23 protein-coding genes, 1 tRNA gene and 1 pseudogene are annotated in these 24384 nt (G+C 59.1%); 15 read left to right on the forward strand and 10 right to left on the reverse strand.

Features of this window, described 5'->3' with window-relative positions; genetic code table 11:
• The first annotated feature begins 46 nt into the window (after positions 1 to 46).
• Together HKK57_RS24870 and HKK57_RS24875 are read left to right on the forward strand one after the other, a co-directional pair.
• Positions 47 to 898: a CAP domain-containing protein gene (locus tag HKK57_RS24870; protein WP_029295102.1), complete on the forward strand. Its 852-nt coding sequence runs from the start codon at positions 47 to 49 to the stop codon at positions 896 to 898.
• A gap of 85 nt (positions 899 to 983) precedes the next feature.
• Positions 984 to 3211, forward strand: a pseudogene (locus tag HKK57_RS24875) (response regulator).
• Positions 3212 to 3213: 2 nt separating this feature from the next.
• Here the strand turns inward: HKK57_RS24875 and HKK57_RS24880 are convergent.
• The 3 genes from HKK57_RS24880 to HKK57_RS24890 form a co-directional block, all read right to left on the reverse strand.
• On the reverse strand, positions 3214 to 4341 hold the full coding sequence (locus HKK57_RS24880; RefSeq protein ID WP_169390998.1) for a GGDEF domain-containing protein: 1128 nt from the start codon (positions 4339 to 4341) through the stop codon (positions 3214 to 3216).
• A 158-nt stretch (positions 4342 to 4499) separates the two neighbouring features.
• Complete coding sequence (locus HKK57_RS24885) at positions 4500 to 5900, reverse strand: amino acid permease (protein ID WP_159907285.1); 1401 nt, start codon at positions 5898 to 5900, stop codon at positions 4500 to 4502.
• A gap of 101 nt (positions 5901 to 6001) precedes the next feature.
• Complete coding sequence (locus HKK57_RS24890; RefSeq protein WP_029295094.1) at positions 6002 to 7036, reverse strand: histone deacetylase family protein; 1035 nt, start codon at positions 7034 to 7036, stop codon at positions 6002 to 6004.
• Positions 7037 to 7156: 120 nt separating this feature from the next.
• Between HKK57_RS24890 and HKK57_RS24895 the strand changes: the two genes are divergently transcribed.
• The 3 genes from HKK57_RS24895 to HKK57_RS24905 all read left to right on the forward strand — a co-directional run bounded on the left by HKK57_RS24895 (position 7157) and on the right by HKK57_RS24905 (position 9222).
• Positions 7157 to 7657 (forward strand): Lrp/AsnC family transcriptional regulator, encoded by a 501-nt coding sequence (locus tag HKK57_RS24895; protein WP_070994957.1) that lies wholly within the window; start codon positions 7157 to 7159, stop codon positions 7655 to 7657.
• Positions 7658 to 7755: 98 nt separating this feature from the next.
• On the forward strand, positions 7756 to 8613 hold the full coding sequence (locus tag HKK57_RS24900; RefSeq protein ID WP_169390999.1) for a hypothetical protein: 858 nt from the start codon (positions 7756 to 7758) through the stop codon (positions 8611 to 8613).
• Between the two features lie 66 nt (positions 8614 to 8679).
• On the forward strand, positions 8680 to 9222 hold the full coding sequence (locus tag HKK57_RS24905; protein ID WP_169391000.1) for a hypothetical protein: 543 nt from the start codon (positions 8680 to 8682) through the stop codon (positions 9220 to 9222).
• Positions 9223 to 9240: 18 nt separating this feature from the next.
• Here the strand turns inward: HKK57_RS24905 and HKK57_RS24910 are convergent, their stop codons facing one another.
• The 4 genes from HKK57_RS24910 to HKK57_RS24925 form a co-directional block, all read right to left on the reverse strand.
• Positions 9241 to 9810 (reverse strand): nucleotidyltransferase family protein, encoded by a 570-nt coding sequence (locus tag HKK57_RS24910; RefSeq protein WP_092236167.1) that lies wholly within the window; start codon positions 9808 to 9810, stop codon positions 9241 to 9243.
• Between the two features lie 55 nt (positions 9811 to 9865).
• On the reverse strand, positions 9866 to 10345 hold the full coding sequence (locus HKK57_RS24915) for a VOC family protein (protein ID WP_169391001.1): 480 nt from the start codon (positions 10343 to 10345) through the stop codon (positions 9866 to 9868).
• A 55-nt stretch (positions 10346 to 10400) separates the two neighbouring features.
• The gene (locus HKK57_RS24920; RefSeq protein ID WP_029295085.1) at positions 10401 to 11612 is read right to left on the reverse strand and encodes an EAL domain-containing response regulator; all 1212 of its coding nucleotides are present in this window, start codon (positions 11610 to 11612) and stop codon (positions 10401 to 10403) included.
• 250 nt (positions 11613 to 11862) lie between these two features.
• Positions 11863 to 13923: a TonB-dependent receptor gene (locus HKK57_RS24925; protein ID WP_159907281.1), complete on the reverse strand. Its 2061-nt coding sequence runs from the start codon at positions 13921 to 13923 to the stop codon at positions 11863 to 11865.
• Positions 13924 to 14172: 249 nt separating this feature from the next.
• Here HKK57_RS24925 and HKK57_RS24930 point away from each other — a divergent pair, with 249 nt between their 5' ends.
• Both HKK57_RS24930 and HKK57_RS24935 read left to right on the forward strand, forming a co-directional pair.
• Entirely contained in the window at positions 14173 to 15393 is a 1221-nt protein-coding gene (locus HKK57_RS24930) for a multidrug effflux MFS transporter (protein WP_169391002.1), read from the forward strand.
• Between the two features lie 15 nt (positions 15394 to 15408).
• Positions 15409 to 16020 (forward strand): TetR/AcrR family transcriptional regulator, encoded by a 612-nt coding sequence (locus tag HKK57_RS24935; protein WP_070994972.1) that lies wholly within the window; start codon positions 15409 to 15411, stop codon positions 16018 to 16020.
• Positions 16021 to 16092: 72 nt separating this feature from the next.
• Here the strand turns inward: HKK57_RS24935 and HKK57_RS24940 are convergent, their stop codons facing one another.
• Positions 16093 to 17010, reverse strand: coding sequence for a LysR substrate-binding domain-containing protein (locus HKK57_RS24940; RefSeq protein WP_169391003.1), 918 nt, complete (start codon positions 17008 to 17010; stop codon positions 16093 to 16095).
• Between the two features lie 197 nt (positions 17011 to 17207).
• Between HKK57_RS24940 and HKK57_RS24945 the strand changes: the two genes are divergently transcribed.
• From HKK57_RS24945 to HKK57_RS24960, 4 genes are all read left to right on the forward strand, one after another.
• The gene (locus HKK57_RS24945) at positions 17208 to 17957 is read left to right on the forward strand and encodes an SDR family NAD(P)-dependent oxidoreductase (RefSeq protein ID WP_070994974.1); all 750 of its coding nucleotides are present in this window, start codon (positions 17208 to 17210) and stop codon (positions 17955 to 17957) included.
• 89 nt (positions 17958 to 18046) lie between these two features.
• Positions 18047 to 19345, forward strand: coding sequence for an MFS transporter (locus HKK57_RS24950; protein WP_070994975.1), 1299 nt, complete (start codon positions 18047 to 18049; stop codon positions 19343 to 19345).
• Positions 19346 to 19363: 18 nt separating this feature from the next.
• Positions 19364 to 20209, forward strand: a complete 846-nt coding sequence (locus tag HKK57_RS24955; protein WP_169391004.1) for a transketolase — start codon at positions 19364 to 19366, stop codon at positions 20207 to 20209.
• On the forward strand, positions 20206 to 21219 hold the full coding sequence (locus tag HKK57_RS24960) for a transketolase family protein (RefSeq protein ID WP_070994977.1): 1014 nt from the start codon (positions 20206 to 20208) through the stop codon (positions 21217 to 21219). Before HKK57_RS24955 ends, HKK57_RS24960 begins: the two co-directional genes overlap by 4 nt.
• 41 nt (positions 21220 to 21260) lie before the next feature.
• On the opposite strand, the gene hchA is transcribed toward HKK57_RS24960, so the two are convergent.
• The gene (hchA, locus tag HKK57_RS24965; protein WP_070994978.1) at positions 21261 to 22130 is read right to left on the reverse strand and encodes a glyoxalase III HchA; all 870 of its coding nucleotides are present in this window, start codon (positions 22128 to 22130) and stop codon (positions 21261 to 21263) included.
• Positions 22131 to 22457: 327 nt separating this feature from the next.
• Here hchA and HKK57_RS24970 point away from each other — a divergent pair.
• The 4 genes from HKK57_RS24970 to HKK57_RS24985 all read left to right on the forward strand — a co-directional run bounded on the left by HKK57_RS24970 (position 22458) and on the right by HKK57_RS24985 (position 24064).
• Positions 22458 to 22544 (forward strand) — tRNA-Leu (locus HKK57_RS24970).
• Between the two features lie 166 nt (positions 22545 to 22710).
• Entirely contained in the window at positions 22711 to 22917 is a 207-nt protein-coding gene (locus HKK57_RS24975) for a hypothetical protein (protein ID WP_169391005.1), read from the forward strand.
• 96 nt (positions 22918 to 23013) lie between these two features.
• On the forward strand, positions 23014 to 23361 hold the full coding sequence (locus HKK57_RS24980; protein WP_169389582.1) for a hypothetical protein: 348 nt from the start codon (positions 23014 to 23016) through the stop codon (positions 23359 to 23361).
• 22 nt (positions 23362 to 23383) lie between these two features.
• Positions 23384 to 24064, forward strand: coding sequence for an SOS response-associated peptidase family protein (locus HKK57_RS24985; RefSeq protein ID WP_169391006.1), 681 nt, complete (start codon positions 23384 to 23386; stop codon positions 24062 to 24064).
• Between the two features lie 110 nt (positions 24065 to 24174).
• Here the strand turns inward: HKK57_RS24985 and HKK57_RS24990 are convergent, their stop codons facing one another.
• Positions 24175 to 24318 (reverse strand): hypothetical protein, encoded by a 144-nt coding sequence (locus HKK57_RS24990; RefSeq protein ID WP_169389583.1) that lies wholly within the window; start codon positions 24316 to 24318, stop codon positions 24175 to 24177.
• Positions 24319 to 24384: the final 66 nt, after the last annotated feature.

Below are 24384 nucleotides of genomic sequence, written 5' to 3' on the forward strand. Positions count from 1 at the left end.
CCTTGATCGCGCATCATGGGCACTTTCATGCTCAAGAGAAACGTCCATGCGCGTTCTGTCATTGATGATGGGTGTTACGACGCTGGCCGCCAGCCTGGTGTTTTGCGCCACGGCGTCGGCGAGCGAAGAGAGTCAATTGATCGACTCAATCAACCAGTACCGCAGCCAACTGCAACGCTGTGGCGACCAGGGTTCCCAGGAGTTGCCACCGCTGGCGGTCGACCCACGCCTGGTATTGCCGGTCAATAATGCCGGCGATTTGCAGCAGGACCTGGCCCAGGCGGCCTACCCGATGGTGAATGTCCAGGCGATCAGCCTGTCCGGACCTCGCGACGCGCAATCGGCGATGAAAGCGGTGCGCGAGAGTTTCTGCCGCGTGGTACTGGACCCGCAGTTCGTCGATATCGGCGTCAGCAACAATGGCCAGGACTGGCGCATTGTCCTCGCCCGTCCGCTGCTGAGCCGCGGCCTGGCCAGTTCCCAGGAGGCCGGCCCGCAACTGCTGGAGATGGTCAACGCCGCCCGCAAGCAACCGCGCCAATGTGGCGAGCAGGCTTTCGCCGCCACCACGCCACTGGCCTGGAACGCGCAACTGGCAAGCGCCGCCGACAGTCATGCACGCAACATGGCCAACCACAACTTCTTCGACCATCTGGACCGCGACGGCCGCACCCCGGGCGACCGCGCGGAGCTGGCTGGCTACGTGGCCCAGCAGGTCGGTGAAAATATTGCAGCGGGCCTGGATACGCCGCGCAAAGTGGTCGATGGCTGGCTCGCCAGCCCCGGGCACTGCGCCAACTTGATGAACCCGCAGTTTCGCGAATTGGGTGCCGCCTACGGGCTGGACCCAAAGAGCGACGCCGGGATTTACTGGACGGCACTTCTGGGCGTGCAGTAGCGCTGAACTGCCGGACATTGCCCGGGTCTGTTGTTTGATATTGCGGTGCCATATCGCAACGTGGGACGAACTAGGTGTTGAGTAGATGACAGACTGGCTACAAGGCTGCGGTGAAATGGCCGAACGGGTTCGCCGCCACGACTGGACCAACACGCCCCTGGGGCCGATGGACCAATGGCCGGATGTGCTCAAGACCACCGTGTCCTTGAGCCTGGCCTCCCACTTTCCCCAGGCGGTGGTGTGGGGCCCCGAGTTGACCACCCTGTACAACGACGCCTTCGTCCCGATCCTTGGTAGCAAACCCGATGCACTCGGCCAGCCCTTCAGTGCCATCTGGCAGGAAGCCTGGAGCCAGATCAGCCCGATCGCCGATGCCGCATTTGCAGGCCACGCAACGTTTATCGAAGACTTCCCATTGATCGTCGAGCGTGGTGATGCGCCGGACCAGGCCTATTTCACGTTTTGCTACAGCCCGATTCGCGATGCCTGCGGCAACGTCGTGGGCATTCTCGATACCGTCACCGAAACTACCGGCTCGGTGTTCATGGCCCGCCGCCTCGCCGTGCTGGATGCGATCAGCAACGGTGTAGTCAATGCCACCGATCCTGCTGCGATCATGGCGGCCACCACACAGATACTGGCGACCCACCTGAACCTGTCCAACTGCGCCTATGCCGACATGGAGGCCGATGAAGACGGCTTTACCATTCGCGGCAACTGGGCTGCAGAAGGTTCGCCCAGCATTGTCGGGCACTACCGCCTGGCCGACTTCGGCCAATTGGCGGTCGAGCGCCTGCAGGCCGGTGAGCCGTTGATCATTAATGACAACCTGACGGAACTGACGCCCGAGGAAGCCGCGACCTTCCAGGCTCTGGGTGTGACGGCGACGATTTGCATGCCGCTGATCAAGTCCGGACGCTTGACCGCGCTGATGGCCATTCACGACCGCGTGCCGCGCCGCTGGTCTTCCTACGACCTGGCGCTGCTGGGTGAGGTCACGGAGCGCTCCTGGGCGCATATCGAACGGGTGCGCGCCGATGCCATCGTCCGCGAGGGCTTGTCGGCACTGGCCGATTTGAATGCGACCCTGGAACAGCGGGTCGTGGAACGCACCACCCTGCTCAACCAGACCGAAGCGGCGTTGCGCCAGTCGCAGAAGCTTGAAGCCATCGGCCAGTTGACCGGTGGCGTGGCCCACGACTTCAACAACCTGCTGACGATCATCCGCTCGTCAGTCGACTTCCTGCGCATGCCCAACCTGCCCGAAGAACGCCGCCAGCGCTATATGAGCGCCGTGACCGATACCGTAGAGCGGGCCAGCGCTATATGAGCGCCGTGACCGATACCGTAGAGCGGGCCAGCAAGCTGACCAGCCAGTTGCTCGCCTTCGCCCGGCGCCAACCGCTGAACCCGCAAGTGTTCAATGTGGGCCAGCGCGTACAGAACATCGGCGACATGCTGGAGACGGTCACCGGCGCGCGAATCCATGTCAGCGTCCAATTGCCGGAACTGGCCTGTTACGTCTGCGCCGATTCCAGCCAATTTGAAACGGCCTTGATCAACATGGCCCTCAATGCCCGGGATGCGATGGACGGCCAGGGCACGCTGGTGCTGCGCCTGGACCGGGACCAGCCGTTGCCGTGCATACGCGGGCATGGCGGGTCAGGCAAACCCTTCGTGGCAATCTCCCTGGCAGACACCGGCAGCGGGATTGCCCAGGCGACCTTTGAACGCATCTTCGAGCCGTTCTTTACCACCAAGGAGGTCGGCAAGGGCACCGGGCTGGGGCTGTCGCAGGTGTTCGGGTTCGCCAAGCAATCGGGGGGCAACGTGGATGTGGCCAGTGTGCTCGGCCAGGGCACCGTGTTTACGTTGTACCTGCCACAAGTGGAGCCCGAGTCGATCCTCGACAACACGGTCCAGGCACCACTGGAGCTGGATCCGGACGCCGCGCGGCGGCGCATCCTGATCGTGGAAGACAATCTGGAAGTAGGCCGCTTCGCCAACCAGATCCTGCAGGACCTGGGTTACCAGACCGTCTGGGCCACCCATGCCGAAGAAGCCCTGGAGATGATCGGCCCGGATGCCCGGGCGTTCGACGGGGTGTTTTCCGACGTGGTGATGCCGGGCATGGGGGGCGTAGCGCTGGCCCGTGAGCTGCGCCGACGCCGGCCCGACCTGCCGGTGATCCTGACGTCTGGCTACAGCGAGGAGCTGGCCAATTGTGGCTACGACGGCTTTGAGTTCCTGGCCAAACCCTACTCCGCCGACCAGATCTCCCGGGTGCTGGCCAAGATCATGGGCAAGGATTGAGGCTAGGACGCAACCGCCACCTGGTTGCGCCCCATGGCCTTGGCGCGGTACAGGGCTTTGTCGGCGACATTCATCAAGTGCTGCAAGTCGTCACCCGCAGCATAGTTCGGGGCCACGCCCAGGCTCGCACTCAATCCCTGTACCGGGTCGATGGTCAAGCGCGCAATGGCGCGGATCAACTGTTCGCCGATGTTCTGTGCCACTTCCAGGGTGGTGTTGGGCAGCAGCACCGCAAACTCCTCGCCCCCCAGGCGACCGTAGATATCCGACTGGCGAAAGGACGCTCTGATCACCTGGCCAATCTGGCGCAACACCTGATCGCCGGCCTGGTGGCCGTAGGTGTCGTTGATCGCCTTGAAGTGATCCATGTCCAGCATCAACGCGCATAGCGGCTGGTGAGTACGCTTGCATTGGTCATAGAGCACCTGGGCATTGTCGAAGAACGCGCGGCGGTTCATCAAACCGGTGAGTTCATCGGTCTGGGCGGCGCGCGTTGAAATACTGTGGGCGCGCTCTATTTCGCGGGTCAGGCGAAACGCCGTCTCCAGGGCCTCGGACAATTTACGCGAAGCCCCCACGACGAATGACGAGAACACCAGCACGGCAACAGCCATGCCCATCTGCATCTTGGAGGGTTGAAACAACAGCCACAGGGTGCACGGCAATAGCACCAGGGCCATGGACACTATGGTCATGTAACGGTAGGCCGAGTAGCACGACACCGCGCTGACCGACATGCCCACGGCAAAGAGCATGACCAGCGCCTGGGTCAGCCGGTCATCGGCGGGCATCACGGCAAAGGCCCCTGCCCCCCAGATCCCGGCCGACAGCACCAGGGTGATCCAGTAATAACGCTCCCAGCGCTGGGGCGTGCGCTCGCTGCGGGGGCTGCGAAAATACTGGAGGAACATCGACACACGCAGGAGCGACGAGCCTGCCAGCAATACCAGCCAACCGATCATCAGGCGGGGATCAAGCCGGTCCCAACACAGCCAGCACAGCATGCCCGCGGCCAGATAACTGCCAAAAACCGCAGAGAATGATTGGCTAAACAACTGACGCAGGCGATCAGTGCGCACCTGCTCTTCGATGAAAAAATCCTGGTCCTGCTCACGCCCAAGGCCATTCATTTGGTTCGCCTGATCCTAGTGCTGCGACAAAATGGCATTGTGGCACCCTGCCAGCACTCAGGACAGCGAAATTCGTTGCAGGTACGCGGTAAAAGCCCGAGTTAAAGCCATCGGGCTACCGCAGGAGGCGGCTTGCTGGCGATCGCTGCAGCAGGTCCTTACAAGGAGTGCGACAAGGACCAGCGTTTTTTGAACGTCGAGAGCTGATAGGCAATCGCCAGCCAGATAAACCACCCCGGCATGACACACAGCGCCAATCGGGTATCAGGACGCAGCGCCAGCAGGCACAGGACGAACCCAAGGAACGCCAGGGAAAACCACGCCATCGGCACGCCACCCGGCATTTTGTAGTGTGACGACGCATGCAGGTCAGGGCGTTTCTTACGGTAGGCGATGTAGGACGCCAGGATGGTCGACCAGGTAAAAATCACCAGAATCGCGGACACGGTGGAAACGATGGTAAACGCTGTCATGACCTCCGGGACGATGAACAGCAGCAATACGCCCAGCAGCATCAGGAAAGTGGTAAACGCCAGACTGACAAACGGAACGCTATTTTTCGACAATCGCTTGAACACCCCTGGCGCGCTGCCCAGGTCCGCCAGGCCGAACAGCATGCGGCTGGCGGAAAACACCCCACTGTTGGCCGAGGACGCCGCCGAGGTCAGCACCACAAAGTTGACGATACCGGCGGCTGCCGGAAAGCCGGCGATCAGGAACAACTCCACAAACGGGCTCTTGGTCGGTGACACCGCCTGCCACGAGGTGACCGCGATAATGCACGCCAGGGCCAGCACATAAAACAGGATGATGCGCAGCGGAATCGAGTTGATGGCCTTGGGCAAGGTTTTTTCCGGCGAGCGCGTTTCCGCTGCCGCCGTGCCAATCAGCTCGGTGCCGGCAAAAGAAAAGATCGCCATCTGGAAGCCGGCGAAGAACCCGAGCAAGCCGTTGGGAAACACCGCCTGTTTATCCAGGAGGTTGCCCAGCGACGCCGTTACGCCCGTGGGGGAAACAAATGAACTGCCGATCAGCAACACACTCACACCGATCAGCGTCACAACCGCGATGAGCTTGATGATCGCAAACCAGAACTCAACCTCACCGAACAACTTTACGGTCAGCACGTTCAAGGCAAACAGCGTCAGCATCATGCCTATGGCCGGCAGCCAGGCCGGCACATTGGGGAACCAGTACTGGAAGAACCCGCCCACTACCACCGCGTCCCCGACCACCGCCACGCTCCAGCTCAACCAGTAGGACCAGCCAAGAAAAAACGCCGCGCGCGGCCCCAGGTACGCACCGGCAAAGTCCGCGAAGCTCTTGAAGTTCAGGTTGGATAACAGCAACTCGCCCATGGCCCGCATGACGAAATACACGAACAGGCCAATGATCATGTAGATCAGGATGATCGAGGTGCCAGACAAGGCAATGATCTTTCCCGAGCCCATGAACAGGCCCGTACCAATCGCGCCGCCCATGGCCATCAGTTGAATATGACGATTACTGAGGGTGCGTTGAAGCGCAGGCTTTTCCAGCCCGGGTGCAGATGTTTTCATCACAAAACCTCTTGCTCTTATGTTTTTGAGTTTTGGCAGAAAAATATCGAAGGTTTTTTATTGTTGGGGTCAACGTGGTTCGGACTTTGGGCGTTGAATCCTCAGGCGCGCTGGCTCTCGTAGCCGTGCAGCACATTGACCGCATTGATGCCGATCTCGTCGACCATATAGCCACCCTCCATCACAAACAGCGTGGGCACGCCGACGCTGGCGATGATCTCGCCCATGCCTAGAAAGTCATGGCTTTCCAACAGGAAATGGCTGATGGGATCGTCCTTGAACGTGTCGACACCCAGGGAGATCACCAATACTTGCGGGGCAAAGTCGCGCAGTTTTTTACAGGCATCGAGCAACGCACTTTTGTAGGCCTGCCAACTGGTGTTCTTGGGCAATGGATAGTTCAGGTTGAACCCTTCACCGGCACCCGCGCCCTGCTCCTCACGGAAGCCAGAGAAGTACGGATAAGACACCGAAGGCTCGCCGTGCAGGGAGATAAACATCACATCCGGGCGGTCATAGAAGATGTTCTGTGTGCCATTGCCATGGTGAAAGTCCACATCCAGCACTGCCACCCGCTGCGCGCCCTGGGTAATTGCCTGTTGCGCGGCGATGGCGGCGTTGTTGAGGTAGCAATAACCGCCCATGTATTCGCGCGCAGCATGATGCCCAGGTGGGCGGCACAGGGCGAAGGCACTGTCGTGGCCTTCATCGATCAAGGCCAGGCCTGTAAGCGCAATATCGGCGCTGGTCTTCACCGCGTCCCAGGTGTTGGCGGTAATCGGCGAACCGGCGTCCATGGCAAAGAAGCCGAGCTTGCCATCAATAAAGTCCGGCACCTGTTGATTGGCCAAGTCACGTACCGGCCAGACCAGGGGCAAAGCGTCATGGCTGCGGCCTACGGCTGTCCACTGTGCCCAGGCGGTTTCAAGGAAGGATACGTAGCGCTCGCTGTGGGCGTTGACGTAGCAGGCACGATCAAACGTGCGCGGCACGATGATATCGCCCAAACCGACATGCCTGACCCGATCACGCACGGTATCGGCCCGGCTCGGCTGTTCGAAGGACGGCTTGAGGACACCATCTTTAAGTTCGGTGCCATGGTGCAAACGGTGGGAATCGCTGAAAACAGTCAACATGGGAAGATATCCGCCTAATGAGGTTCAGGCGTCTATTTTGTTCGGGGCTTGAGGGGCTTTCTTTGCTTTTACTTCTCGCAATGCTAGCTTTATCGGGAATATTTCCTCAAAAAAAAGACAATGAAGAAAAATCTATCCAACCGCCCCACGCTTGACGACACCGACCTGGCCATCCTCGCCCTGCTGCAGGAAGACGCGAGCATTTCCAACGCTGAATTGAGCGAACGCCTGTCCTTGAGCCTCACGCCGTGCTGGCGCCGACGCAAACGCCTGGAGGAAGAAGGCGTGATCAAGGATTACCAGGCCAACCTGGACCGTCGCAAGCTGGGGCTGGATATCATGGCATTTGTCCACATCCGCTTCTCCACCCATACCGACCACACGCCCGAGGCCTTCGAGGCCGTGATCAAGCAACTGCCGCAGGTGCAGGCCTGCCACAAGATCACCGGCGATGCCGATTATCTGTTGCAGGTATTGGCCGAAGATCTGGATAGCTACAGCGACTTTGTCGAAAGCGTGCTGCGGCGCCAGTTGGGGATTGCCTCGATCCAGTCGAGCCTGGCGCTGCGCGAGGTGAAGACCACCAGCCGGGTGGCGATTCCAGGGCGTCGGGATAAGTGAGGGAGGGCTGCGAGCCTAAAGACTCGCGCGCATCTGCCGATAGCGAAATCCTGACAACGCTTCACTCGTAAGGTCTGTCACTTGCAAAAGGCAATAGGATGAGTATCGGTACCATCGGCACTAAAACAGTCACGCGCACAGGCTCAATGGTAGGGAAGTTCATTCCCTTCATCTATGTTTTCGTTGAAGACAAACTGGCAGAAAAAATTATCGACCTAGTCGTAGATCAGAATTCCAGCGATAGGCCAAAGTCTTCGGTCAAGTGCGTTGTTTCTGGATCCTGGCTCAATCAGGCTGCGTGCATGTATGGTTTCTACACTTACGGTAACGAGTTGGCAGGGACGTACCAAATTCCATTCTTTTCGGCGTTGGCAGTGAATGACGGCGACGTACCCCAAAAACAACTGGATCAGCGACTAGATGGGGTGATCAAGGGCAGTCTCAACGAGGACCAGGCTACCATCAAGGAAAAAATCAGGGCACACACCACGCAGTTCACGCTCGCGCATTTACTTGGCCCGAACGGCGAAGAAATCAAAGCCTCTCCCGAGTACAACCACAAGCTTTGGTTCGAAGAAATTACCGAACCAATGATTCGCGAACAACATAAAACCGCGCTGGAGCAGCCTGACGCTCTGCTTCGCTTAATCGCGCAGCATGAGATCGAAACGTTGCTGGAGGTCATTGCGTACTCGAAGACCCTCTTCAATCCGAACAGTGCTTCGGTTGAAAGCGAAAAAGTCGACTACCACACTTATTACACATTGCTCAAAGCCTGCACTCCCCGGCGTCCAGACGATGCAATGAACAACATTGAATGGTATGTGCTGCGGGCTATCAAACGTTACAACCGCGCTCAATGGGAGGCTTACACAGGGCATGTCAGGGAGAGGATCGTGGCACTGGCCCTGGATAACTACGAGCGGTTCAAGAACAGCCACTTCGATCTGCGCTGATTGAATCAGCCGTATCCGAAGTATTAAGAACAGTCGATATTTCTGTATTGAAGAGGATAGTTCCAAATGATTTTTCTGGTTATCGCGGCCGTTGGGGCACTGCTTGTTTTTTACAAGCTATGGGCCGCAGTCCCATCAGAGCAAAAGTATGAAAAATTCAGCGCAGTCTCATCTTTTTTCACATTGACGGTTGCCTTTAGTGCGGCATTCGTTGCCTACGACCAGTTGAATGAATCGAAACTGGCTTCGGCCAAGTCGATCTACAAAGACTACATTTCCCTGGCCTTTGCAAACCCGAATTTTTCCGCAGCCTCCTACCCGATTGAGTCGCCGAAATTTGAGAGCTTTAAGCCGGGCAGCGAGGAATATGAAAAATATGAGTACTTTGTTGGGTTCTTGCTGTACTCCGCCGAATCGATCTTGCCGCTAGTGGGGGATGATGAAAACTGGTACTCAACCTTGAGCGACCAGTTGATGTACCACGCGCTTTATCTGAAAAGCGGCAAGGCCAATATCGAGAATTACTCACCACAAATCGACAGCATCGTGAATGAAGCAATAAGGCGCTATGAGGAAGAGGCCCTCGAGAAACGCGTACAACCGTCGTAGCCGTGAACGAGTCCGTCTCTACGCAGTTCGTGGGTCTTCAATCCTGAGCCATGGCCAACGAGCCTGATAGCTCCTGGCCTTGTGCTCGAACAGCTCTGGCTGCGGGGTGATGGGGTTGAGCCGAAGTATTCCCTGCTCGGCGTCGGCCAGGCCGTAGGGCGCATAGATTTCCCCCGTGTCCACGGCCAAGGCGATGCAAGTGCCCGCCACCAAGTAGCGATCTACCCCACCCCGGGCTGTGTGCAATTGCGGGTAAGGCATGCCGAACCGCTGCGGATACCAGAGGTGTACACGCGCCTGGTTCTTCACTTCAATGTTTACATCCAGATCGCGCAAGAGCTCACTGGCGCGCTCAATCACCTCATTCTCGGCTTCCCAGGACATATCGGTGTCAAAGTAGAACACGTCGTAATCCTTCACCCCCCAATCGGGGCTCAGCCCGGCCTGATGATTCCACACCGCCTGGAACAGGCAACCTGCCGTCAGCAGGCATTGGTCCAGGCCAAGGGCTGGCAGGCGCGCCACCAGTTCAGCGTTGATGGGGTTGACCATCGCCAGTTCGACCAGCCTCTGGGCCGTCAATTTCATACGCATTCCCTTGCCGTTACTGCATGTTGAAAACGCAGGTTATACCAGAGTCTCATCAACCCTTGAGCGCCGCCTCAATGCCGGCGATGTCGATTTTCACCATGCCCATCATTGCATTGAATGCGCGCTTGGCCGCCGCGGGGTCGGGATGGATGATCGCTGCCGTAAGCACGCGCGGGGTGATTTGCCAGGACAGGCCCCACTTGTCACGGCACCAGCCACAGGCAACCTCCTCGCCGCCGTTGCCGACAACCGCTAGCCACAGGCGATCCGTTTCGGCCTGGTCGTCAGTGGCCACCTGGAATGAGAACGCCTGGTTGTGCTGGGTACCCGGCCCGCCATTGAGGCCCAGGCACGGGATGCCCATGACGGTGAATTCCACGGTCAGGACATCGCCTTGCTTGCCCGCGGGATAATCGCCCGGCGCTGTGTGCACGGCATCTACGGTGCTTTCCGGGAAGGTGGCGGCGTAGAATCTGGCAGCCTCCAGAGCTGTGCCGTCGAACCAGAGGCAGATGGTGTTTTTGTGGGGCATCTGGAGTCTCCAGGAAAGGCAAGTGAGCCTTGAGTCTAGCCCCTGTTTTGCAACATCAGAGCGTGCTGCGTGATGCCAACTTCATTGCCAGCCACGAGAGCGTGCGCGTTGCGTCCATGGGGCGTGCGCAGAGATAGCCCTGGCCCTGCTGGCAGCCCAGCTTGAGCAGGTGCTGGCGCTGGCTTTCGTGCTCTATGCCCTCTACCACGACCGCCATATCCAGTGCTTCAGCCAGTGCCAGGGTGCTGCTGATCACTGCACGGTTACGCGGGCTGCGATCAAGGTCGCGCACGAAGCGGGCATCGAGCTTGATCTCGGTGAATGGCAACAGGCACAGGCGCTCCAACGACGAGTAGCCAATACCAAAATCATCGATAGACAGGCCGGCCCCCATCATCCGCAGGCGGATCAAGGTTTCGAGCACTCGGGGAGAGACTTCCAGCAGGCCGCTTTCGGTGATCTCGAACGTCAGGCACGACGCCGGGATGGCGTAGCGCGCCAGCGCCGAGCCTAGATGCGCCAGCAGTGACTCGCTGGACAGTTGCTGCGCCTCCAGATTAAACGCCAGGGACAACATATGCCCCTGCGCCTGTGCCGTTTGCAGGAAGGACAAGGCCTGGTCCAGCAGGGCAAAAAACAGCTCATCCATCAAACCGAACTGGCTGACCTGCGGCAGGAAATCTGCCGGGCACAGCACGCCGTACTGCGGATGCGCCCAGCGCGCGAGCACTTCAAGGCTGCCGACTTCACCGGTCGCCAAGTTGAACTTGGGTTGAAAAAATGCCTTGAGTTCATGCCCTGCAATGGCCTGTTCCAGGCCAGCCTGGCTGACAGTCGTGTAGCGAGCGTTCTGAGAGGCATGCCCAGGGGCAACAGTGGTTTCCAGATACCGGCTTAACAGCGGCGTGATTGAGCCAGCGCGCACCGGCACATCGACATACCCCAGGACGCAGACCCCAAGCATGCCGACCATACGATCGATGGCGTCCTGCAGGTCTGGGGCAAGAACGCTGCAAATGATGAGCGACTTGACCCGCTGGCTACGGCTAAGTAGTTCAAGCGTCGTCAGCCCCTGCATGCCCTCCTCCTTCAGGGCACAGAGCACGATATCCACCGGCCCTGTCCGGTCCAGCAGCTGCAGGGCAGTGTTCACATCCGCCACGCCAAGCACACTGTCACACCCGGCCTCCCGGAAGGCTTGAGTGGCAACGAGTTGTTTGAAGGGGTGATCTTCGACAACCAGGACACGAATCGGTAGAAAGGACATGACACATCACAGATGAGATAGAAGTGCGCTCATTCTCACGACACCTCGTATCGGCGTATTTAGGAAAACTCCCAAATAGAAATCGAAAATTCCACGGTTTGAAAACGCCGCCAAACAACGGCAGGACCTGGTTTGCCGGCACGGACCGTCGCTGTACCCTTGAGTCCCAGCAGAAAAGGCTGTTGTGGCGAGCGGGCTTGTCGGAACGCCGCATCGCCCGCTCACCAGCTTAAGTCTACGAATCGTTGCCCTACATGTCGTAGCGCAACACCAGCCCAACCGTACGTGGCGCTCCCACATCGACGATATTGCCGCTGCGGTTGTTGGTGATGTACTCCTTGTCAAAAGCGTTTTTCACGAAGCCGGAAACCGCAACATTCTTGGTGACTTTGTACTCGGTGTTGAAGTTGACCAGCCAGTAGCTGTCGCTCCGGCGCTCGCCCGTGACCTGGCCTGCGGTATCGAACTCATACTCCGAGGGCGCGGTGCTCTGGTACACCAGGTCGGTGTTCAGGGTCAGGCGGTCATTCCAACGGTAGATGCCACCCAGGGACAGTTTGTACTTGGGTGAATAGAGGAACTCCTCGCCGCTCATATCGCGACCATCACCTGTCACAAAGTCCTTGTACTTGCCCGCGGTGATAGAACCACCCGCCGTCAGGGTCAACTGCTCGCCGAGGTCTTTTTCGACAAATACTTCCAGGCCCTTGATATCGCTGCTGCCGGCGTTGAACACCTGGACGAAGTCGGTGTTGCGCTCTAGCGCGCTGACCTGCTGGTCTTTCCAGTCGGTGTAGTACAGGTTGGCGCGGGTGCGCAGGGTCTTGTCGAAGAACGAGCCACGGTAGGACAGCTCGTAGTTGGTGGTGTATTCCGGGTCATAACCTTCGTGGCCGCCACCGGCACGTACGTTGACGCCGCCTCCGCGATAGCCCTTCTGCACCATCACGCCCAGGTACTGGTTGGCGGCCAGTTCATAGTCCAGGCCCAGTTTCGGCAGGAGCGCATCAAACGACTTGCTGAGCTTGCCGGGGCTGGAGAAATCGTCTTGCTTGATATCGGTGTCGTTGGTCTCGTGGTCGTAGCGCAGGCCGGTGATCAAGGTCCAGCGCGGGGCGAATGTCCAGTTGATTTCACCAAACACGGCCTTGCTTTCAATGGTGGTATCGCCCTTGGCGGTACCGAACAGAAGGTTGTTGAACAACAGGCGGTCGTGGAAGTTGTTGGTGTTGTGGCCGTAGTAGGCACCGACAAAACTCTTCACCGTATCGCCGCTGTAGTTCAGGCGCAGTTCCTGGCTGAACAGGTCGCCGTCCTGTTTGCGCAATACCACTTGGTTGGCGTCGGCCGACTGGTCGAAATCCAGGCGCGCGTCGTAGTCCGAGCGGGTATTGGCGGTCAGGCTGGTCAGCGACCAGTTGTCGTCCAGGCGATAGTCCACCTTGGCGCTGAGCGTGTCCTGCTCAAGCTTGTCATAGGCCTTGGTGTTGGAGGTCATCTTGTAATAACGGATCTTGTCGTTCTGGCGCATCGCCGAGTTATCGCCCTTGCGGCTTTCACTGTGGGCGTAAGTCAGCAGCACATCCAGGTCATCGTTGGGCAGGATCAACAGCTTGCCCCGGGCATTGCCGGTACGTGTGGGGTTGGCGTCGTCATGCAGGGCGACGTTGTCGATATAGCCGTCACCCTCTTGGTAATCCACGGCAATACGCCCGGCGATCTTGTCATCGACCAACGCCCCGCCACCGGCCACTGCCGCACCGCGCTCGCCATAGCTGCCCATGTTGGTGCGTGCGGAAAAACTCGGCTCGAAGGTGGGGTTGCGGGTCTGGATTACCACCGCACCGGCCAGGGAATTACGGCCCTGGGTGGTGGATTGCGGGCCGAGGAACACTTCGACCTGGTCGACGTCCCACAGCGGCATCGGGCTGAGGGTCAGGGCGCGGTTGGGTTGCACGGCGCCGTCGACAAATACTGAAACCGCACCGTTGAGCGTGGCGGGCCCCTGGTCGTCGAAACCGGACACGGGCACGCCGCGAATACCCCAGTTTTCGTTGCCGGACTGGTTGTACACGCCTGGCGTACGCGCGAATACGTCCACCAGGTCACGGTCCTGCTTTTCACGCAGTTGCTGGTCGGTGACCACCACCACGCTCGACTGGGTCTGCTCCAGGCTGCGGTTGATCTTTTCACCGGTGACGGTGATCGGTGCAATCTCCAGCGCGCTCGCAGGTTCTGCGGCCCACGCACCGTTGCACAGGTAGATCGCCGAGCCAACAGCCACTGCCATTGTGGTTTTCTTGAAATTCACGTCCTGCTCCCTACGCCGTTTTTTTTGTTTGTTCTAATGCCCAGAACGCTGCTCGTGCACAGCTGGCGGGAGTCTAATCCAATCAAAAAACTAAAGAAACATAATTGATAACAACTCTCATTCGCTCGCTCGGATTGCACTGTGCATGTGCAAATCCTCCCGAATACTGGGACGTTGACCGATTTAAGAGGTGTCGCTATTATGCGAAAACCTACCGACCGGTAGGCTGTTTTTTTCGTTGGAGACGCTATGAATTCGCAACCCACCCACAGGGTCGCCCTGAGGCTGGCTATTGGCCTGGGACTGATCGGCGCCCTTGGCCCTTCGGCTGTCGATATGTACCTGTCGAGCCTTCCCGAAATTGCCCGCGAATATCAGAGCAGCTTCGCCAGCGTGCAGTTGACCCTGACGTTCTTCCTTCTGGCCATGGGTGCCGGCCAGTTGATCTTCGGGCCCATCGTCGACGCCTATGGGCGCCGCCGGCCCCTGCTGGCCGGCCTTGTGGTGTTTACCTTGTGCTCATTGGGCGCAGCATGGGCGCCGACACTTGAAACGCTGATCGCGCTGCGCTTCGTGCAGGGGCTTGGCAGCGCCCTGACGCTGGTGGTGATCATGAGCATGGTGCGGGACGTCAGTGAGGGCGTGGCGGCGACCAAGCTCTTCGCATTGCTGATGACCATCGAAGGCGTCGCGCCCATCTTCGCCCCGGCACTGGGCGGGGTGATCGACACTCACTACGGCTGGCGTGCGGTGATGCTGGTGCTTGCTGCATTTGGCCTGGCAGTCCTGGGCAACAGCTGGCTGTCGCTGCCGGAAACCCTGCCCGCCAGCCAACGCGAGCCGTTACGCTTGGGCGCCGCCTGCCGCACGTACCTGACGATCGCCAGAGACCGACACTTCTTGCGTCCGACCCTGGCCGTGGCCGCCGTTTTCTTCTTTCTGTTTGCCTACATCGGCGGCGCGACACTGGTCTACCAGCAGACCTACGGCCTCAGCCCGCAAGCCTTTGGCATGCTGTTCGGCGTCACCGGGGTAGCCATCCTGATCGGGGCGATGAGCGCCGGGAAACTGGTCAGCCGGCTTGGCTTGGGCCGCCTGTCACTGATCGGCGTGTTTAGCATGGCCGCTGGCTCGGCAATCGCGGTGGTATCCACCCTGACCTACGTGGGTCTGCCCGGTATAGTGGCGGGCATGGCCCTTGCCCTGTTTGGCCTGGGCATCGCCGAGTCCACGCTGATGTCACTGGTGATGTCCTCGCAAAAGCGCGCACTGGGCTCCACCGCTGCACTGCTGGGCGCATTCCAACTGTCCGTTTCCGCCAGCGCGACGCCATTGTCGGCATTGGCGCTGACCTATGGACCGGTGGCTTGGACCGCACTGCTGCTGGCCAGTGCATTGCTGACCTGCCTGCTGACGACAATCAGCCTCCCCCGAGGAGCGGGCGAAACCTTTGACCTGGCCGGGCACTGATTAAGGAAGAACCACATGACAGCCACCATCCTGACCTCGGCTGCCGAACGCATCGCGTATCTGGCACTGGACCAATTTGCCGAGCACGGTTACGACGCCGCTTCGCTGAATGATATCGCCGTGCGCGCAGGCATCAAAAAGGCCTCGCTGTACGCACATTTTGCGAGCAAGGATGCGCTGTACGTGGTCGCACTCGAACTCGCACTGCGCGCCGAACTGGACTACGTGCAAAGCCAATTTGCGAAAAACTCTCGATCGATCAAGGCCCCCGGCGAGGTCTACATCGACAACCTGCAACGCCGCTACAACCAGCATGAGTCCCTGCGCTTTTTGCTCAGGGCCGCCTTTTACCCACCGACGCCGCTAAGGCACGTGGTCATGTCCGGGTTCAATGACTACATGGCCACGATCCGCAGTCACTTCCAGAAAGGGTTACTTAAAGCCCATCCAGGCGTAGAGGACCAGGCCAGTGAAGTGCTGGCAGAGGCCTATCTGGTGACGATCGACAGCCTGCATGTCGAGCTGACCTATGGTGACGCAAAAGCCTATTCCCGCCGCCTGGATGCACTGCAGCGGCTGTCGCGGGCGGTCGGGTACGAGGAGATTATTCGGCGCTTGCGAGAGTAAGCGTCTGGTCGGGTTTGGTGGATTTGCGCGCCCTGTTTGCAATGCAAGAAACAGCGGCGCGCCGACTAACACTCAATAATTGAAACTGTGCCCGAGCTCACTTTCCATCCACTCCAGAAAACGCCTGACTCGAGGAAAACTGGAATGGGCTTTTGGAAAAACCAGATGGTGCGCCGCCACCGGGGCACTGAGCGTTTGCGGCGCAACTTCGACCAGCGTTCCAGCGGTGAGGTACTTCTGCGCCAGCAAGGTGCTTTCCAATGCAAATCCCAACCCATGACTGGCGGCCTCCAGGCTCATGTACGAGCGATCAAAGCTCAACGCATAGGGGTTTTCAGGTCGCGCCAGGCCATGCTGAGCGAACCATTGCGGCCATTTTAGCAACGTGGCTTGCGACAGGATCAGCTCCCTGTCGAGCAAATCGGCCGCGCTTCTGACTGGGCGCAAGCCCAACAGCTTGGGCGAGGCCAGTACCGCAAAGGTTTCGTTGCGCACGGTGCGCACTTCATAGCTTGGCCAGTTGGGAAAACCGTGGCGGATGTCCACGTCTATCTTGTCACGACTAAAGTGCAACGACTCGTACGAACACGACAGGTTGATCTGGATATCCGGGTGCTGCAAACGGAACGCTTCCAGCCTGGGCATCAACCATAGCAGGCCAAAACTGGGCGCCGAATGCAGATGCAGGCATTCCAGGCTCAGGTCGCTGGCTGCGCGCTCGGTGGCCACGGCCAAGCTGTGCAGAACGCCGGACACCTCTTTCAGATACTGCTCCCCCACCGGCGTGAGCGACACCCCGCGGGCATTACGCAAGAACAGCTGTCGACCGATCATGGCCTCGAGCTTGGCCAGTTGATGGCTGACCGCGGACGGCGTCAAATCCAGGACCTCGGCCGCCCTGGCGACGTTTCCAAAGCGAGCGGTTTGCTCAAAGGCCTGAATTGCTCTCAAGGGTGGCAGCACAACAGATGTTTCGAGATCGCCACGCATCGACAAAACCTCCCGGTCGTACCGGTGTATTTATTGGTGTTCACCATTCAATCATCAATGCCTGGCACTGACGAGTGCTGAATTTTTTTCAGCACCCAAAGACTTTTGCGTTATTGCTCAGGGTCAATCAGCAGCCCAAGCTGAGTCATCGATTCGTCAGGGTCGAACCATAAAAACAATCATCAGAGGTCTTTCACATGCTGCTTCAAGGCAAAGTCGCAATCATCACTGGCGCCGCATCTGCACGTGGCATCGGCCGCGCTACTGCTTCCACCTTCGCCCAACACGGAGCGCGGGTGGTCATCCTCGACCTGGATGAGTCGGCGGCACGTGACGCCGCTGCCGCACTGGGCGAAGGTCATCTCGGCCTGGCCGCCAACGTGGCGGACGAAACCCAGGTCAATGCCGCCATTGCCAGGGTAATCGAGCACTTCGGTCGCATTGATGTGCTGGTCAACAACGCAGGCATCACCCAACCCCTGAAGACCCTCGATATTCGCCACGCCGACTACGACAAAGTGCTGGATGTGAGCCTACGCGGCACGCTGCTGATGTCCCAGGCGGTGATCCCGTTGATGCGTCAACAGGCATCCGGCAGCATCGTCTGCATGTCGTCGGTGTCGGCGCAGCGCGGCGGCGGCATCTTCGGCGGCCCGCACTACAGCGCCGCCAAGGCCGGCGTGCTGGGCCTGGCCAAAGCCATGGCGCGGGAACTGGGGCCGGACAACGTTCGGGTCAACTCGATTGCCCCGGGCCTGATCCACACCGACATCACCGGCGGCCTGATGCAGGACGAGCGCCGTCACGCGATCATCGATGGCATTCCACTGGGCCGCCTGGGCGCCGCGCAGGACGTGGCCAACGCCGCGCTGTTCCTGGCCAGCGACCTCTCGTCCTACCTGACCGGCATTACCCTTGATGTGAATGGTGGCATGCTCATTCACTGATGGATCTTGCGCCCGCCGTCACGGCGAGCGCTGTTCTGAATCGACGTTGCAGCCGTCAGCTGTCAATAAAAATAAGAGATCAGACCACAATGACCACCTTATCCTTGGACGCGGGCGCGACCGTTCGCGCCAACGCCTACCGCAAGACTGCTTGGCGGCTGATGCCGTTCCTGATGCTGTGCTACCTGTGCGCTTATCTGGACCGAGTCAACGTTGGCTTCGCCAAGCTGCAGATGATGAACGACCTGGCGCTCAGCGAGGCCGTCTACGGTTTGGGTGCCGGGATGTTTTTCATCGGCTATTTCCTTTGCGAGGTGCCGAGCAACATCATCCTGCACCGCGTCGGCGCACGCCGCTGGATCGCCCGCATCATGATCTCGTGGGGCATCATCTCGGCCCTCTTCGCCTTTGTTGAAACCGCCTGGCAGTTCTATGCCCTGCGCTTTTTGCTGGGCATTGCCGAGGCGGGCCTGGCACCGGGCCTGCTGCTGTACCTCACTTACTGGTTCCCTTCCTATCGCCGGGCGCGGATGACCGTGCTGTGGTTCGTGGCCATCCCCCTGTCGGGCATGATCGGCGGCCCACTCTCGGGCTGGATCATGAATGCGTTTGCCGGAGTACACGGCTGGCATGGCTGGCAATGGATGTTCGTGATCGAGGCCATCCCTACGGTGATCGTCGGGCTGATGGTGCTCAGCTACCTGAAAGACGGCGTCGACCAGGCCACCTGGCTCACGGACGACGAAAAGGGGCTGATCAAAAAAGAGCTGGCCGAGGACGACAGTTGCAAAGTCACCCACGCCTCGGTCGGCGAGTTCATTCGCGATCGACGCTTGTGGCTGCTGGCCGGCATCTACTTCTGCGTGGTCATGGGCCAGTACGCAATCACCTTCTGGCTGCCGACCCTGGTCCGCAATGCCGGGGTGTCCGACCCACTGCATATCGGCCTGCTGACCAGCCTGCCGTACATGTGCGCCATCGTCGCCATGCTGCTGATGGGCCGCAGTGGCGACAAACATCAAGAGCGTCGCTGGCACCTGATCATCCCGATGATTGCCGGCGCTATCGGCCTCACCCTGGCCGCACTGATGGGCGGCAACCTGCTCCTGTCGATGCTCAGCCTGTGCCTGGCCGCTGCCGGAGTGCTGTCTGCTTCGTCGCTGTTCTGGATGCTGCCCACCACCTTGCTCGGCGGTGTATCGGCCGCAGCAGGCATCGCTGGCATCAACAGCTTTGCCAACCTGGCCGGGTTCTGCTCGCCCTATTTGATCGGCTGGATCACCACCACGACAGGCTCCAGCGCCATCGGCATGTACCTGATCACCGCCGTGCTGTGCGCCGGAGCACTGCTGGTGCTGCGAGTCCCGGCCGCCTTGGTCAATCGTTGAGTTAACGGAGTCTTTATCATGACTGCTGCATCACACACTGAATCGCTGTCCCTGGCAGAACGCGCCTACAACATCCGTCGCCATGCCTTGCGCATGGGCCAGGTCCAAGGACAAGGCTATGTAGGGCAAGCCCTGGGCGCGGCTGACCTGCTGGCGGTGGCGTATTTCCATGCCCTGCGCTATCAGCCCCATAACCCGGAGTGGGAAGAGCGTGATCGTTTTTACCTGTCGATCGGTCACTACGCCATCGCGCTATATGCCGCCTTGATCGAAGCCCAGGTAATCCCACTCGAGGAGCTGGAAACCTACGGTTCGGACGACAGCCGCCTACCGATGTCGGGCATGGCGGCCTACACCCCGGGCATGGAAATCACCGGCGGTTCGCTGGGTCATGGCTTGGGCATCGCCGTCGGCGCATGCCTGGGTCTCAAGCGTAAGAACTCGCAATCCTGGGTTTATAACCTGCTGTCCGACGGCGAGCTGAACGAGGGCTCGACCTGGGAAGCGGCGATGTCTGCGTCCCACTGGCAGCTCGACAACCTGATTGCAATCATCGATGTGAACAACCAGCAGGCCGATGGGCATTCCAGCCAAATTCTCACCTTTGAGCCCATCGTCGATCGCTGGCAGGCCTTTGGCTGGTTCACCCAGCGCGTGGATGGCAACGATCTGCAAGCGTTGGTCGCCGCCTTCGACAACGCCCGCAACCACACCGGTAGCCAGCCGCGGGTGATCATTTGCGACACACGCATGGGCAAGGGCGTGGACTTTCTGGAGTCCCGGGAAAAAACCCACTTCATCCGTGTCGACGAGAACGAGTGGGAACTGGCATTGAGCAATCTTCAGATGGAGAAAACCGCATGAGCAGCGTCAAGCACACAGCCTTGCAAACGGGTAAAAAACGCCTGACCACGTCCGCAATGATTGCCTCGATTGCCTCTGAAGGCCAAGCCACTCGCTCAGCGCCCTTTGGCCATGCCCTGGCCGCGCTGGCTGAGCAGCGCCAGGACATTGTCGGCTTGTCCGCTGACCTGTCGAAGTACACCGACCTGCATATTTTCGCCAAGGCCCACCCCGATCGCTTCTACCAGATGGGCATGGCCGAGCAACTGCTGATGAGCGCCGCGGCCGGCATGGCCCGTGAAGGTTTCGTACCCTTTGCCACCACCTACGCGGTATTCGCCTCTCGTCGTGCGTACGACTTCATCTGCATGGCGATTGCCGAGGAAAACCTCAACGTCAAGATCGTCTGCGGCTTGCCGGGTCTGACCACCGGCTACGGCCCAAGCCACCAGGCCACGGACGACCTGGCAATCTTCCGGGCCATGCCCAACCTGATGATCATCGACCCCTGCGATGCCCTGGAGATCGAACAGGCCGTGCCTGCCATCGCCGCCCACCAGGGCCCCGTCTACATGCGCTTGCTGCGTGGCAACGTACCGGTGGTATTGGATGAATATGGCTACACGTTTGAAATTGGCAAGGCGAAAACCCTGCGCACCGGCAACGATGTGCTGATCATCTCCACCGGCCTGATGACCATGCGGGCACTGGAAGCCGCCGAAAAGCTGCGCGCCGATGGCGTGGATGTGGCGGTGTTGCATGTACCCACCATCAAACCGCTGGATGAGCAGACCATTCTGGAGCAGGCCAGGAAGCCGGGACGGCTGGTGGTCACGGCGGAAAACCATTCGATCATCGGCGGGCTTGGCGAAGCGGTGGCAGGCGTCCTGTTACGCAACGGCGTGACGCCGACCTTCCGGCAAATCGCCCTGCCGGATGCCTTCCTTGATGCCGGCGCGTTGCCGACACTGCATGATCGTTACGGCATTTCGACCGAGGCGGTCAGCGCGCGGATCAAAGCCTGGCTTTAGTAGCCGCTGTCGAGCCGCAGCCTCGCTGCGGCTCGACTCGTTCAGACAGCCTTCAAGAGCACACTCGCCGCCAACTTGCCCAGATTGTTACCCGCCAACGGGCTGTCGCCGGTCAGCAGTTTTCGGTCTTGTAGCGTCGCCCCGTCGATATCCTGATTGACAATCTCAACACCCAGCGCCTGCAACTGCTCGCCGAACTTCCAGGTCAGGTGCCCGGGCATGTAGCCGATATCGGGCGTCGTCGCGTCGAGCGCATCGGGAAACGCACAAATCCTGTAACCGTTGAAGATATAGGAATCCTTTGACTCACCAACGCCCGCCGCCAGCAGCGCCGCAGGGCCGTGGCACAACGAAACCACAAACTTGTCCTTGGCGATGGCCCACTGCAAAAGCCTCTTCATATCAGCACTGTGCGGTAAACCGATCAGCGCCCCATGCCCTCCTGGGATGAACACACCGATGTAATCCGAGTTTTCACCCAACGCCTGCTCAATCACATCGGCCAGTTTAAGCGGGCTCCTGAACTGATCGCGGTACTTGCGATAGAACCCTTTGACCTCGGCGTCTTCCGACGGCATGGCCCAGAACTCGAACTTCACCGGATTGCCGGACAGGGTCGCCACATCAAAAGCAAAGCCGGCCTTGTCGAGGTGATACATCGGCAGCAGCGTTTCGACCGGGTGATTACCCGTGGAGAACAGCGTTCCGTTGTCCGTAGGCAAGTAGCGCTCATCGGCACCGATCATCAAGAACTTCCAGCGCCCGCCCGTGTAGGGGTTTGGGTAATCCGCAGCGCTGAGATCAGATTGGGGGGAAGTAAATTGACTGAGCGAATAGGGAGAAGGGAAAAACGCATTGTCTTCTGCAGGATCTGGAGTTGGGCGCTTGTCATCACTCTGTGTAGTAGCCATGTTTCTCTCCTGCGAATAGGGTCGAATGCCTGAAACAACACTGACAGCCTGGGTTGGACTTAGTGCATTCGACTTGCATGAACCAGGCCGTATCGGCAAGCATCCTGGGGCAGCAATGGGTGCGCCAGCGAGTCGCACGCCCCTGCCAAGCAAATGTAGATCACTGATATGACGGGCTTTTTTTACAAACGGACAAACGTGATCAAGCAGAAAAAGACCGCACGCAAACTTGCGCCAAGGTGCCTTGATCTATATATTCCCTAGCCTGCTGCACCGCTCAAGCGCTTTGCCAGGCAAAGCCCCACTGAGTTGCTTCATCGCGCTGCCGCCCGAATGGCGAAACTGGTAGACGCATGGGACTTAAAATCCCCCGCTCGTAAGGGCGTCCCGGTTCGATTCCGGGTTCGGGCACCATAGATATCAAGGGCTTGCATGATGAACTTCATGCAGGCCCTTATCTTTTCTGTTCCGCAATTTTACAAGCTGTTCCGCAATTCTCTTCCCGGCGTCCTGCCGACCGCTCACAATCCACCACCAAGCAACCCAACTGCTACGCTGTTCACTCCAAGGAGGAACACCGATGCCAAACTCAGACCTGCTCCCTTCCCTGCTGTCCAAAATCAACGAAAACCAACTCGCCCTTGAAGCGGCCATCATGGAGCTGACGAATTGGGTTGAGCAGCAAGGCGGCACCGAAGTAGCCGACAACGTTCGCGGCGCGCTGGACACCATCGACCGCAACGAAGAGTTCATCAAGCTAACCTTGGCCGTTCTCAACGCTCCCTGACTGATCGTCGGGAACACCTGCTGCTCGTCGCCTCGCAACCTCAGTCCGCAAGAATCTCGATTACTGTATAAACATACAGCTTCGGATTACCCCACCATGAACATCGATGAAGACACCTGCGAGTGGCTTGGATGCCCTACTCCTCTAGAAATGCACAAGCAACACGCGCTGCTCTTGGAGAACGAGATTCAGGAACTGCACCTGCAGCTTCGCAAAGCCCGAGAGGACATCTACGGCCTGGTACGAATGCACGCTGAATTATCTACCGAGCGCGACAAGCTTCGGGCTGAGCTCAAGGCGTCCGATAGCGCTCTTGCTAGCTGCAATACAGACCTGGGTTTTGTCACAAGCAAGCTCAATTCACTTGAGTGGGCGCTTGCGCGGGCTACAAACGGGGCATGGGGAAGCAAACCCTTAGAAATTTTGCCGCGTGATCTAAGCTGAAATTTCTACCGAGGGCTTGCCGATGTGCGGAAGACTTTCACAGTACAGCGGAATTCATGACTTCGTTGCAGCACTGAGCATGCCGAACGCCCTGGCAAACTCAGTGGGTGAGGCACCGCTTGAGCGTTACAACGTGGCACCAACCACCCAAGTCGCCCTGCTCCACCAGCAGGATGAAACGCTGCACGCAGACCTGGTGCGGTGGGGTTGGCGGCCGCACTGGGCCAAGGACCGTGCTGCGCCGATAAACGCTCGAGTCGAGAAAGTGGCCCACGGCCCATTCTTCCTGGCGATCTGGCCACACCGGGCAATCACGCCCGTGGACAACTGGTTTGAGTGGATTGATGAAGGCGGGCCAAAGAAACAGCCCTACCTGATCCGCCGGCGGGATGGCGCGCCTGTGCTGTGCGCGGCCATAGGCCAGCTACCCGACGCAGATGAAGGCCAAGGCGAGCATGACGGTTTTGTGATCATCACCGCCGACAGCGCCGGCGGCATGGTGGACATCCACGACCGGCGGCCCGTGGTGCTAACGCCGGAGTTGGCCAGGGAATGGCTGGACCCGGCCACGCCCAAGGAGCGTGCCGAGCAGATGGTGTTGCACCAGAGAGAGCCGGCCGAGGCTTTCGAATGGTTCAAAGCCGACACGGCAGTGGGAAATGTGCGAAACAACGGGCCTGAATTAATTGCACCAAGGCTCTAGTCACAACCTGATACTGCAACAGTATGTACTTGAGCAGTGAATCGCCCCGGGTTTCGTAGACACCTCTTTGCCTTAAACTGGACTGCACTGACATCGTATACATCTCCAGACTAGCTCGTCTGCTTGCCGGTACCACTTTGAGCCAACGCGGAAGGAGCCAGACCTTTGGCAATCACAGAAGCATTTTGATTGCTGAGCGTTTCCGCGGCCAACGTGGCCATATTTTCGGAGGTTTTCTTGGTGTTCGTACTCATGGTGCATTTCCTTTGCGGTGTAGGAATTTCCACCTGAGAAATCGTCGAGACCGAAAGATAATGCGT

Source organism: Pseudomonas sp. ADAK21 (genome assembly GCF_012935735.1).
Lineage (GTDB): Bacteria > Pseudomonadota > Gammaproteobacteria > Pseudomonadales > Pseudomonadaceae > Aquipseudomonas > Aquipseudomonas proteolytica.

Excerpts from the sequence above, each read along its gene's own strand:
- HKK57_RS24950 (WP_070994975.1), top strand. The coding sequence starts at position 18,047 with ATGACCACCTTATCCTTGGACGCGGGCGCGACCGTTCGCGCCAACGCC.
- HKK57_RS24895 (WP_070994957.1), top strand. The coding sequence starts at position 7,157 with ATGAAGAAAAATCTATCCAACCGCCCCACGCTTGACGACACCGACCTG.
- HKK57_RS24885 (WP_159907285.1), bottom strand. The coding sequence starts at position 5,900 with ATGAAAACATCTGCACCCGGGCTGGAAAAGCCTGCGCTTCAACGCACC.
- HKK57_RS24870 (WP_029295102.1), top strand. The coding sequence starts at position 47 with ATGCGCGTTCTGTCATTGATGATGGGTGTTACGACGCTGGCCGCCAGC.
- HKK57_RS24940 (WP_169391003.1), bottom strand. The coding sequence starts at position 17,010 with ATGCGTGGCGATCTCGAAACATCTGTTGTGCTGCCACCCTTGAGAGCA.
- HKK57_RS24990 (WP_169389583.1), bottom strand. The coding sequence starts at position 24,318 with ATGAGTACGAACACCAAGAAAACCTCCGAAAATATGGCCACGTTGGCC.
- HKK57_RS24930 (WP_169391002.1), top strand. The coding sequence starts at position 14,173 with ATGAATTCGCAACCCACCCACAGGGTCGCCCTGAGGCTGGCTATTGGC.
- HKK57_RS24935 (WP_070994972.1), top strand. The coding sequence starts at position 15,409 with ATGACAGCCACCATCCTGACCTCGGCTGCCGAACGCATCGCGTATCTG.
- HKK57_RS24920 (WP_029295085.1), bottom strand. The coding sequence starts at position 11,612 with ATGTCCTTTCTACCGATTCGTGTCCTGGTTGTCGAAGATCACCCCTTC.
- HKK57_RS24880 (WP_169390998.1), bottom strand. The coding sequence starts at position 4,341 with ATGAATGGCCTTGGGCGTGAGCAGGACCAGGATTTTTTCATCGAAGAG.
- HKK57_RS24955 (WP_169391004.1), top strand. The coding sequence starts at position 19,364 with ATGACTGCTGCATCACACACTGAATCGCTGTCCCTGGCAGAACGCGCC.
- HKK57_RS24945 (WP_070994974.1), top strand. The coding sequence starts at position 17,208 with ATGCTGCTTCAAGGCAAAGTCGCAATCATCACTGGCGCCGCATCTGCA.
- HKK57_RS24915 (WP_169391001.1), bottom strand. The coding sequence starts at position 10,345 with ATGCCCCACAAAAACACCATCTGCCTCTGGTTCGACGGCACAGCTCTG.
- HKK57_RS24985 (WP_169391006.1), top strand. The coding sequence starts at position 23,384 with ATGTGCGGAAGACTTTCACAGTACAGCGGAATTCATGACTTCGTTGCA.
- HKK57_RS24975 (WP_169391005.1), top strand. The coding sequence starts at position 22,711 with ATGCCAAACTCAGACCTGCTCCCTTCCCTGCTGTCCAAAATCAACGAA.
- HKK57_RS24905 (WP_169391000.1), top strand. The coding sequence starts at position 8,680 with ATGATTTTTCTGGTTATCGCGGCCGTTGGGGCACTGCTTGTTTTTTAC.
- HKK57_RS24980 (WP_169389582.1), top strand. The coding sequence starts at position 23,014 with ATGAACATCGATGAAGACACCTGCGAGTGGCTTGGATGCCCTACTCCT.
- HKK57_RS24900 (WP_169390999.1), top strand. The coding sequence starts at position 7,756 with ATGAGTATCGGTACCATCGGCACTAAAACAGTCACGCGCACAGGCTCA.
- HKK57_RS24910 (WP_092236167.1), bottom strand. The coding sequence starts at position 9,810 with ATGAAATTGACGGCCCAGAGGCTGGTCGAACTGGCGATGGTCAACCCC.
- hchA (WP_070994978.1), bottom strand. The coding sequence starts at position 22,130 with ATGGCTACTACACAGAGTGATGACAAGCGCCCAACTCCAGATCCTGCA.
- HKK57_RS24960 (WP_070994977.1), top strand. The coding sequence starts at position 20,206 with ATGAGCAGCGTCAAGCACACAGCCTTGCAAACGGGTAAAAAACGCCTG.
- HKK57_RS24890 (WP_029295094.1), bottom strand. The coding sequence starts at position 7,036 with ATGTTGACTGTTTTCAGCGATTCCCACCGTTTGCACCATGGCACCGAA.